Origin of the sequence: Kitasatospora sp. NPDC096077 (assembly GCF_040303245.1) — a bacterium.
Classification (GTDB): domain Bacteria; phylum Actinomycetota; class Actinomycetes; order Streptomycetales; family Streptomycetaceae; genus Kitasatospora.
The window spans coordinates 1-9,714 of record NZ_JBEOSV010000123.1; the positions used below are offsets into that span (position 1 = coordinate 1).

Sequence of the window (9,714 nt, forward strand, 5' to 3'; positions counted from 1 at the left end):
AGGAGGGAGTCCATGCGGAGCATCGGCGACCGACGACAACGCGGCGAGGTGCGTGCCCCGGCGTCGCGCGCCCGGCGGGAATTGTCAGACACGCCTTAGGCTGGTCGGCATGGAGATCTGGATCAACCCGCGTTGCGGCAAGTGCCGCGCGGCCCTCACCGGGCTGAACGCCGCCGGGATGCAGTACACCGTGCGGCGCTACCTGGAGGACCCGCCGAGCGTGGCCGAGCTGGAGCAGGTGCTGGAGCGCCTGGGCCTGGAGCCGTGGGACATCACCCGCATCGACGAGCAGATCGCCAAGGACCTGGGGATGCGGGCGTGGCCGCGGGAGGCGGGCGACCGGGAGCGCTGGATCGCGGCGATGGCCGAGCACCCGGTGCTGATCCAGCGCCCGATCATCACCGCGGACGACGGGCACGCGATCGTGGCCCGGACCCCCGAGGCGCTCAAGTCCGTTCTGCCGTAGGGCCCACGAGGCGCGCGGTCGGCCGGACCGGGCCGGTCAGTGGAGCCGGATCTGCTCCACCGGCCGACCCGGGTGCCAGTTGAGGACCCACAGGGCCTCCTCCTCCAGCGCGGTGTGCACCACCTGCCGGAGGTCGAGCCGGAAGAGGTGGAACGGGGTGGGCGGCGGCTCGGGAAGGTCGGCGGCGAAGGCGGCGAGCTCGCTCTCGTCGGTGACCTCCACGGCGCGACCGGCCAGCTTGGAGTCCCCGCCGGCCATGGTCTCGTCCCCCGGATGGGCGTGCAGCGCGAAGCGGGCGTCCCGCTGGAGGTCGCGGGCCTTGACCGCGCCGTACATCGACCCGATCCAGGCGTCGGCGCCGACGAAGTCGACCTCGGTGCCGCTCACCCGGGGCGAGCCGTCCTTGCGCAGCGTCGCCAGGACGTGGTGCTTGTTCGCCTCGAACCGGGCCCGTACCAGGGCGGCGAGTTCGGGTGCCTCCTGCTCGAAGTCCTGCCAGGTTGCCATGGCGCCAGTGTGGCACCGGGCACGGACAACCGCCGGGCGGGCGGCGGCCCCGGGTCGGCGACCGCTCCGGGCGGGCGGCGGCCCTCGGGAGGGGCGGTGTCAGTGGCCGGTGCCACACTGGCCGGGTGACCACGACGACCTCCACGACCACGTACATCGCCTTCCTGCGGGCCATCAACGTCGGTGGCCGGACGGTGAAGATGGAGCGGCTGCGGGCGCTCTTCGCCGAACTGGGCCTGGGGAACGTCCGCTCGTACATCCAGAGCGGGAACGTCTTCTTCAGCACGGACGAACCGGACCGGGCCGCGCTGACCGCACGGATCGAGGCGCACCTGGAGCAGGAGCTCGGCTATCCGGTGCCGGTGCTGCTGCGGACGGTCGACGAGGTGGCCGGGCTGCTCGCCGCCGAACCGTTCCGGGGCGTCGAGGTGACGCCGGACGTCCGGCTGGTGATCGCCTTCCTCTCCGAGCCGCTGCCGGCCGAGCTGGCCGTGCCGCACCGCTCGGCGAAGGGCGACGTCGAGGTGCTCGGCGCCGATCCGGGGGCCGCCTACATCGTGGTGCACCTCCAGGACGGCAAGTGGGTCACCAAGGAGATGTTCGGCAAGCAGTACCGCGGGGCGGTGACCTCCCGGTTCCTGCACACCACGGTGAAGATCCTGGCGGCCGCCCGGAAGGGCTGAACGCCCGACCGGGCACCCGACCGAACGCCCGGCCGAACACCCGTCCGCCGGCTGGAACCGCGCGGGTGGGGCGGGCGTCTGTCGCTCAGTGAGGTACGAACCAAGCGCCAGGACACCGGGCGATCTGGACAGTCGGAGCCGGGCGATCCGACAATCGGGCCATGACGCAGCCTGAGTTCCCCACCGGCCACGTCCGGCCCTCCGACGCCGAACGGGACCAGGCCCTCGGACTGCTCCGGGACGGCGCGGGCAGCGGCCGGCTGTCGCACGACACCTTCCTCGGCCGGATGGACGTCGTCCTCCAGGCCACCAGCCACGCCGAGTTGGACGCGGCGGTGGCCGGGCTGCCCACCGGCGGGCCGGTCGAGCGCTTCGTGCTGCGGACGGTCGGCCGGGTGTCGGGCTTCGGCGCCCGGCTGAGCCGGGCCTGGCGGGCCGAGCGGCTGCCCGGGCTGAGCCTGCCGCAGGCCGGGGCACGGCTGTTGACGATCGGACGGATCCCCGGCTCGGGGCTGCGGCTGCACGACGCCTCGGTCTCCCGGCACCACGCCGAGCTGCGGCACGAGAACGGCGGCTGGGTGCTGTACGACCTCGGGTCGACCAACGGCACCCATGTGAACGGGCGGCGGATCGCGGGCGGGATCCCGGTGCGGCCGGGCGACCAGGTGCGGTTCGGGAACCTGGAGTTCCGGCTCTCCCCGCACTGACCGCGACGGCGCCCCGCCCGCGGTCCCGTGCGCGGAGGGTCAGTGCGGGAACGGCCGGGGTGGGCGCCGACGGGGCAGTTCGTCCCGGAACTCCTCGATCACGGTGGCGATCTGCCGGGTCTGCACGGTGTGCTCCAGCCGTTCCAGGTAGCGGTTCTCGGCGGCCAGCGCCTCGACCGTGACGCCGAAGTAGAGCGTCATCAGCGGATTGACGAAGAGCTCGTTGTCCTTGGTCCGCTCGGTGAACCGCACGTCGCCGAACTCGCCGCGCAGCGCCGCCGCGACCGAGCCGTTGACGATGCTGGGGTGCGTGGGGAAGGCCGCCCGAGCGTGCTCGACGGCGTCCAGGTAGAGCGCGCCCTCGCGGCTGCCGCGCGGGATGGAGAAGGCGCCGAGGTAGCCGCCGGCCCGGTCGATCGCGGCGAGGTTCTCCAGCACCAGGCCGTGGCTGACGCCGTGGTGGGCGTCGATGCCGAACCCCAGGCAGGCGACCAGCCGTTCGGGCACCTCGGTGAGCCCCGCCACCGCGGCCAGGCTGGCCATGTCCTCCTCGGGGGTGCCGAGTCCGGCCTCGTCGCCGCGCATCAGGATGTCGGTGCCGCCGTCCACCAGCAGGATCGCGTCCACGCCCAGGTGGGCGACGAGCCTGCGGTAGGCGTCGCGCAGCGGGCGGACGCCCACCGTGGGGAAGGCCCACACGGTGTCGGGCATGCCGTGCAGCCGCAGCCAGCGGGCCAGCGTGCGCTCCGGGAAGTAGCCCTCGGGGGCGTCGGTGTCCGGCCCGATCCTGGCCACGTCCGGCTCCTGCCAGACCTCGCCGGGCAGGCCGTAGAGGTGGGTGAAGGAGAGGTTGGCCAGATGCACCTCCTTGCCGGCGGCGCGCAGGGCGAGGGCGATCGGCAGCCCGGCGTACACGTCGAAGCCGCCGCCGGCTCCGGCGACCAGGATGCGCTCGGCGGCCAGCAGCCGGGTGAGCAGCGGGGGTTGCAGCAGAGAGATCACCGGCGGACGGTAGCGCACCGGCGCGGAGCGCGCGCCGGAATTGTCAGTGGTGGGTGCGAGGATGCGGACATGACCCAGGAGACGGCGCTCACCCCCGACGTGCTGCTCGAAGCCCAGGAGCGGGCTCGCGAGCTGATCCGGTGCGGCTTCCAGGAGCCGGACGAGATAGCCGAGTCCCTGGTCGAGGTCCTCGACGACCAGGGGCTGACGCAGGAGGAGGCGGAGCGGATCGTCGCTCCGCTGTGGACCGAGCGGTTGGCCGAGCAGGCCGACTGGCCGGAGTTCACGGACGTGGACAGGCTGGAGGAGGCCTTCGACCTGTTGGAGGATCAGGGCATCGTCGCGGCGATGGACTTCACCTGCTGCGCCGGGTGCGGGTACGCGGAGATCGGCGGCGAGGCCGAGGAGGACTCGCGGGGCTTCGTCTTCTTCCACCAGCAGGACACCGAGGCCGCCGTGGCCGGACGCGGACTGATGCTGCGCTACGGCGGTTTCCGCACCGGGGAGGAGTCGGAAGAGGTGTCGGAGCGGCGGACGGTGGAGATCGGGCGGGCCGTGGTGGCCGCGGTGGAGACGGTCGGACTGCCGGTGGAGTGGGACGGGTCGCCGCACACCGCGATCCGGGTCGCTCCGCTGGAGTGGCTCAACCGGCTGCCGGAGTAGGGCGTTTCGCCCCGGCTCCGCCCTGCCGCCGTACCGAGGCCTGCCGCCCTGCCGAAGTCTGATGCCCTGCTCAAGCCTGATGCCGTGCCGAAGCCTGGTGCGGCACCGACGTGACGCCCGAACGCGCCCGGGCATATGTCAGCCGCACATGCCACGCGCGTAGATCGACGACCGCGAAAAGCGCCCGGTGGTCACTCGGCCAGGCTTCCCAGGCCGCTGTCCGCCGTGCCGTCCGTCGGTCCCCACAGCGGCGCGGTGCAGCGCTGGTAGGTCGCCTGCCAGTGCGGCCAGTTGCGGGCCACGTCGTCGTCGCACTCGGCCAGCAGCCGCTCGACCAGCTCCGGGGCGACCCCGTCCAGCAGCCAGGCCAGCGCGTCGGCCGTGCCCGGGCCGTCCGCCGAGCGCAGCAGGTCGAGCAGTTCGGCGAGCCCGCCGAGCCGGGAGGTGTCGGGGACCACCCGGTCCATCCGGGGCAGCAACTGCCGCTCCTCGATCCGCAGGTGGGTCTCCAGCCGGGCCGCCAGGTCCTCCATCGCGTACGCGACCGGCCAGGCGCTGCCGGTGTCCCGGCTGGCGATCCGGACCAGCGTGGTGACCCGGGTGAAGGAGTGGTCCAGGTTGTGGTGGTCGGCCTCCAGCCAGTTGAGCAGCAGCCGCAGCTCGGGGGCGAAGCGCCGCACGATCGGCCAGATCCGGGTGTCCTGCTGCTCGTGGTGGCAGGTCAGCATCGCGGTCATGAAGGTCCAGTGCCGCAGCAGTGCCTCGCCCTTGTCCTCCTCGTCGGGCTGGAGCAGTCGCAGCGCGTTGGGGAGCCGGGCGAGGTCCCGGCGCATGGCGGCGTGCACCAGCCGCAGTCCGGCGAACCGGGCGGTGACCGGCTCCTCGTCCATGGCCGGCCCGTACGTGTCCCGGGGGTCGGCTCCGGGCGCCGCCTGGGCGGGGACGGAGACGGCGGGCGGGGGCAGCAGGTGGATCGGCATGACACTCTTTTCACGACGGGGCGAGGAGGACGGGGCGGCCGGTGAGGACCGCCCCATCCAAGGTGCCCGCAGTCGATCAGAAGCGAATCAATGTCCGATTGACGCGCAGGTCACGGGCCTGCGCGCAGCTGCGACGTCCTCCTCGGCGACCGCCCCCGGCGCCCGCCGCGGCGCCTGCCCGACAACCGCCCCCGATGCCCGCCGCCGGGTACGACGGAAGCCCTCCCGCCACGTGGGCGGGAGGGCTTCCGGGTGCCGCTAGGGCTGCCGCTCGGGGTCCTGCTCAAGGTCCTGCTCGGGTCAGTCCGAGGCCGGGCCCTCCAGGTTGGCGGAGAGCCACTGCAGGGTGTCCGGGATCATCTTCTTGAAGTCCGAGGTGAGGTGCTTGCCACCGGGCTGCTCGTAGTACTGGATGGTCACCGGAGCGACGGCCTTGGCGACCCAGCTCTTGACCAATTCCTTCTCGTAGCCGTTGGCCCCGCCCGCGGTGACGTACATCTTGACGTCGGCCTTGCCCTGGGTGATCAGCAGGTTGGGGTTGTTGGCCGCCTTCTCGGCGTCGTGGCCCTTCCACAGCCCGGAGTCCGGGATGAAGTACCCGTCGATCGGCACCGCGGCCTTGTAGACGTCCGGGTACTGCAGGGCCATCTTGGCGCTGCAGAAGCCGCCGGTGGAGGCGCCCATCACACCCCAGCTGTCCCGGCCCTTCAGGGTGCGGAAGTTGGCGCGCACCCAGGCCGGGATGTCCTCGGCCATCCAGGTGCCCATCTTGGGCTGGCCCGGGATGTCGGAGCAGTCCAGCGCGTTCTTCTCGTCGCTGTTGAAGTTCTGCACCGGCATGATCATGATGAACGGGTGGGCCTTGCCCTGCTTGGCCAGCTGCTCGTCCACCTCCTGGATCGGCAGCTGGTTGTCGGTCCAGGTGTTGTAGCCGTTGCTCTGGCCGCCCGCGTAGAGGGTCAGCACCGGGAAGCCGGTCTTGGCGAACTTGGGGTCGTTGTACTCGGGCGGCAGCCAGACCCAGACCTGACCGGTGACGCCGGACTTCGCGCCGGCCACCTTGGTCATCATGATCGGACCGGCGCCGGTGTCCCGGACCTTCTTCAGGTCGGCGGCCGGGCCGGTCGGCATCATCACCTTGCCGTTGGCCGGGGTGGGCGGCTGCTCGGCGGAGGGCGTCCCGGCGGCGCCGCTGCCGCCCGCGGTCGGGCTGCCGGTGGTCGCCACCGGGCTCCCGTCGGCCGAGGAGCCGTTCCCCTTCCCGCCGTCGGAGCCTCCGCAGGCCGCGAGCGAGGCGGCCAGGGTGAGCACGGCGGCGCCGGTCAGGACGGCACGGGAACGGGACGACTGCCTAAGCACGGTGAGGACTCTCCGACCGATGTCGCGCCCGGCGGTGGGACCGGGCGGCGGCCCCCCGGTGGGGCCGGACAGGCTCGGGGCGCGGCGCTGTGCGTCCCCGGAGCGGCTGGTGCACCGCCCCTCGCGGAAGCGCACCTTCCTGCGATCTTATGACGTGGCCCGGGGTCGACCGGTTGCGAGGTGGCCACCGGAAATCCAATGTTTGTTCGCGATCAGGTAAAGGCCCGCACCACCACCGTCGGACGGCGGGGGCCGGACGGCGGGGGCCACCGCGGCCGACCGGCCCGGCCGACCGGATTTTGGGCACTTTGACCAGTGACGGCGGGCCGCACATCCGGAACGATCGCCTCAGCACGCCCCCGGCACCGTCCGGGCGGAACGTGACCGTACCGGTACCGACCCCACGAGGAGAGCGCCATGCCCGAGCAGATCGCCGTCGTCACCGGAGCCGGGAGCGGCGTCGGCCGGGCCGTCGCGGTCGAGCTGGCCGCGGCCGGCTGGCGGACGGTGCTGGCCGGGCGCCGGGCCGGACAGCTGGAAGAGACGGCCGCGCTCTGCGCCGTCCCGGGTTCCGCCCCCGCCGAGGTGGTGCCGACCGACGTCACCGACCCGGCCGCGGTGGACGCGCTGTTCGCGACGGCCGTCGAGCGGTGCGGCCGCGTTGATCTGTTGTTCAACAACGCCGGGACCTTCGGCCCGGCCGTCCCGGTGGAGGAGCTGTCCGTCGAGGACTGGCGCGCGGTGGTCGACCTCAACCTGACCGGCGCCTTCCTGTGCGCCCGGGCCGCCTTCCGGCAGATGCGGGCCCAGGACCCGCAGGGCGGCCGGATCATCAACAACGGCTCGATCTCCGCGCACGTCCCGCGCCCGCACTCGATCGCCTACACAGCGACCAAGCACGCCGTCACCGGCCTGACCAAGTCGCTGTCGCTGGACGGCCGGCCGTACCGGATCGCCTGCGGGCAGATCGACATCGGCAACGCGGCGACCGACATGACGGCCGCGATGGGCGCGGGGGTGCGGCAGGCGGACGGCCGGGTCGCGCCCGAGCCGACCATGGACGTGGCGGACGTGGCGCGCACCGTCCGGCACATGGCGGCGCTGCCGCTGGAGGCCAATGTGCAGTTCGCCACGGTGATGGCGACGGCCATGCCGTACATCGGGCGGGGCTGAAGACAGGGCTGAGGGCTGGGCTGAGGACGGGGGACCCCCGTCAGTCCACGGCTGACGGGGGTCCGCGACGGGCGGCGACGGGCCTCAGGGCCGCCAGGTGTCGTTCAGGATGACGTTCCCCGAGGCCGGCACGGTCGCCGTCCGGTTGGCGCCGGACTCCCAGGTCACCGCCCCGCTCGCGTCCTTGCGCAGGTACTTGTACTGGAACGGGGTGCCGGCCGGCAGCGAGAGCGCGAGCGACCAGACCGGGTAGCCGGCCGAGGACAGCGGCAGCGCCTTGGCCGGGTCCCAGCCGCCGAGTGCCGGGGCGTCGCCCACCAGGTAGATGTTCTGCCCGGGCACGGTGGTCGCGTTGACGTTGAAGGAGGCGCCGGAGACGGTCGTCCCGGGCTGGACGTACAGCGCGACCGCGTCGCCCGCGCCGACCGTCGCGGTGAACTGCCCGTTGGCGCCGACCTGGTAGGTCGGGCCGGTGCAGCCGCCGCCGGGCTGGGGGTCACCGTGCTGGACGTCGCAGTACGTCCCGGCGGGCAGCCCGGTCTGGAAGGTCCGGGTGATCGCGCCGCTCTCGTGGTTGATCGCGACGTAGCCCCGGTTGCCGCGGCCGAAGGCGATCGCGTTGTTGCCGTTGGACCACCAGTCGGTCACCCCGGTGCCCGCGACCGCGTTGCGGAAGCCGACCATGTTGGCGATCTGCCGCCAGGCGTGGGTGCAGTTCCAGCCGTCCTGGTAGCAGGCGTTGACGGTGCCGCCGTTGGGCGGGCCGTCGTCGTTGTTGGTGAAGGCGTAGCCGGAGTAGACGTTGGGCGAGCCGTAGGTCGAGGCCAGCAGGAAGACGTTGGCCAGCGTGTAGGTGTTGCCGTAGGTGTAGTTGAGGGTGGAGCCGTTGCGCTCGGTGTCCCAGTTGTCGACGAAGCTGCGCGCCTGGCTGCTCGGCAGATAGCCCCAGGAGGCGCCCCAGCCGCTGAGGTTGGCGAGCTTGTCGCTGGTGAAGACGCGCTTGAGGTCGGTGCCGACCCGGAACTCGTCGACGTCGCCGTTGCCGGTGTACTCGCTCGGCTGGATCGGTTCGCCGGCGCCGTAGATGACCTCCTGCACCCAGTAGGCGTTGGGGTTGGCCATCCTGGCCTTGATGGCGGCGAGTTCGGTGGCGGCGATGTGCTTGGCGGCGTCGATCCGGTAGCCGTCCACGCCCAGTGAGCCCAGGTCGTCCAGGTAGTGGGCGATGGTGGTCTGGACGTAGCTGCTGCCGGTGTCCAGGTCGGCGAGGTTGACCAGCTCGCAGTCCTGCACGTTGGTGCGGTCCTGGTAGTTGGTGATCGGCTGGCGGCAGGTGTGGAAGTCCTGGTCCTGGTACGTGCCGGGGTAGTTGTACTTGGTGTACACCGTGCCGCCGGTGCCGGTGCCGGAGCCCGCCGTCATGTGGTTGATCACGGTGTCGGCGATCACCTTGACGCCGGCCGCGTGGCAGGTGTCGACCATGTTCTTGAAGGAGGTCCGGTCGCCGAGCCGGCCGGCGATCCGGTAGCTGACCGGCTGGTACGAGGTCCACCACTGCGGGCCCTGGATGTGCTCCTGGGGCGGCGAGACCTCGACGAAGCCGTAGCCCTTGGGGCCGAGGGTGGTGGTGCAGGCCTGGGCGACCGAGTCGAAGCGCCACTCGAAGAGGGTGGCGGTGACGTCCTTGCCGTTGTTGGCGGGCGGTACGGCCTGGGCGGTGGGGGTGCCCAGGGCGGTGCCGAGCGAGAGCGCGAGCGCCGCCGAGGCGGCGAGCGCGCCGGCCGTGCGGGCGGACCGGCGGGTGGGGGTGGTGACCACGTCGTCTCCATGGGGGTGGCTGGTGCGGGGCAGCCGAGGGATCCTGCATGAGGTTTCTGAAACTTGCCGGAAACTTGCAGAGAACCTAGAGCCATGGAATGACACCGTCAAGACAGGCGGTGAAACGTTTCCTCATCGGTACGGGAAGCGGTGCGAGAGGCGGCAAAGGAGGCGGTGCGGACCGGCGCCGGACACGCCACAGGCCCGGCGGCCGAAGCCGCCGGGCCTGCTTGCCGGTCCCGTCTACCAGTCCTGTCTACCGGCCCTGCCTACCGACCGGGTGTCAGCCGGTCTGGATGGAGGTGTCGTCGATCACGAAGCTGGTCTGCAGCGAGGCGTCCTCGGTGCCGGTGAAC

Annotated in this window: 10 protein-coding genes; 5 read left to right on the forward strand and 5 right to left on the reverse strand. The window is 72.2% G+C overall.

The window, feature by feature from the left end; genetic code table 11:
• The first annotated feature begins 109 nt into the window (after positions 1–109).
• Positions 110–466 (forward strand): ArsC/Spx/MgsR family protein, encoded by a 357-nt coding sequence (locus ABTZ03_RS43535; protein ID WP_350518824.1) that lies wholly within the window; start codon positions 110–112, stop codon positions 464–466.
• Positions 467–502: 36 nt separating this feature from the next.
• On the opposite strand, the gene ABTZ03_RS43540 is transcribed toward ABTZ03_RS43535, so the two are convergent.
• Positions 503–973, reverse strand: a complete 471-nt coding sequence (locus tag ABTZ03_RS43540) for a pyridoxamine 5'-phosphate oxidase family protein (protein WP_350518825.1) — start codon at positions 971–973, stop codon at positions 503–505.
• A gap of 125 nt (positions 974–1,098) precedes the next feature.
• On the opposite strand from ABTZ03_RS43540, the gene ABTZ03_RS43545 reads away from it, so the two are divergent.
• Together ABTZ03_RS43545 and ABTZ03_RS43550 are read left to right on the forward strand one after the other, a co-directional pair.
• Complete coding sequence (locus tag ABTZ03_RS43545; protein ID WP_350518826.1) at positions 1,099–1,656, forward strand: DUF1697 domain-containing protein; 558 nt, start codon at positions 1,099–1,101, stop codon at positions 1,654–1,656.
• A gap of 161 nt (positions 1,657–1,817) precedes the next feature.
• Positions 1,818–2,363 carry an FHA domain-containing protein gene (locus ABTZ03_RS43550; protein WP_350518827.1) on the forward strand — a complete coding sequence of 182 codons (546 nt, stop codon included), beginning with the start codon at positions 1,818–1,820 and terminating at the stop codon, positions 2,361–2,363.
• Positions 2,364–2,402: 39 nt separating this feature from the next.
• Here ABTZ03_RS43550 and ABTZ03_RS43555 read toward each other — a convergent pair whose 3' ends face one another.
• Positions 2,403–3,365: a DUF1152 domain-containing protein gene (locus ABTZ03_RS43555; protein WP_350518828.1), complete on the reverse strand. Its 963-nt coding sequence runs from the start codon at positions 3,363–3,365 to the stop codon at positions 2,403–2,405.
• A gap of 69 nt (positions 3,366–3,434) precedes the next feature.
• On the opposite strand from ABTZ03_RS43555, the gene ABTZ03_RS43560 reads away from it, so the two are divergent.
• Positions 3,435–4,028, forward strand: a complete 594-nt coding sequence (locus ABTZ03_RS43560; RefSeq protein WP_350518829.1) for a DUF6891 domain-containing protein — start codon at positions 3,435–3,437, stop codon at positions 4,026–4,028.
• Positions 4,029–4,219: 191 nt separating this feature from the next.
• Here ABTZ03_RS43560 and ABTZ03_RS43565 read toward each other — a convergent pair whose 3' ends face one another.
• Both ABTZ03_RS43565 and ABTZ03_RS43570 read right to left on the reverse strand, forming a co-directional pair.
• Positions 4,220–5,008, reverse strand: coding sequence for a hemerythrin domain-containing protein (locus ABTZ03_RS43565; RefSeq protein ID WP_350518830.1), 789 nt, complete (start codon positions 5,006–5,008; stop codon positions 4,220–4,222).
• A 300-nt stretch (positions 5,009–5,308) separates the two neighbouring features.
• A complete protein-coding gene (locus ABTZ03_RS43570; RefSeq protein WP_350518831.1) occupies positions 5,309–6,367 on the reverse strand; it encodes an alpha/beta hydrolase in 1,059 nt (352 codons plus the stop codon).
• 417 nt (positions 6,368–6,784) lie between these two features.
• Between ABTZ03_RS43570 and ABTZ03_RS43575 the strand changes: the two genes are divergently transcribed.
• Positions 6,785–7,540 (forward strand): SDR family oxidoreductase, encoded by a 756-nt coding sequence (locus ABTZ03_RS43575; RefSeq protein ID WP_350518832.1) that lies wholly within the window; start codon positions 6,785–6,787, stop codon positions 7,538–7,540.
• 84 nt (positions 7,541–7,624) lie between these two features.
• On the opposite strand, the gene ABTZ03_RS43580 is transcribed toward ABTZ03_RS43575, so the two are convergent.
• On the reverse strand, positions 7,625–9,358 hold the full coding sequence (locus tag ABTZ03_RS43580; protein ID WP_350518833.1) for a carbohydrate-binding module family 20 domain-containing protein: 1,734 nt from the start codon (positions 9,356–9,358) through the stop codon (positions 7,625–7,627).
• Positions 9,359–9,714: the final 356 nt, after the last annotated feature.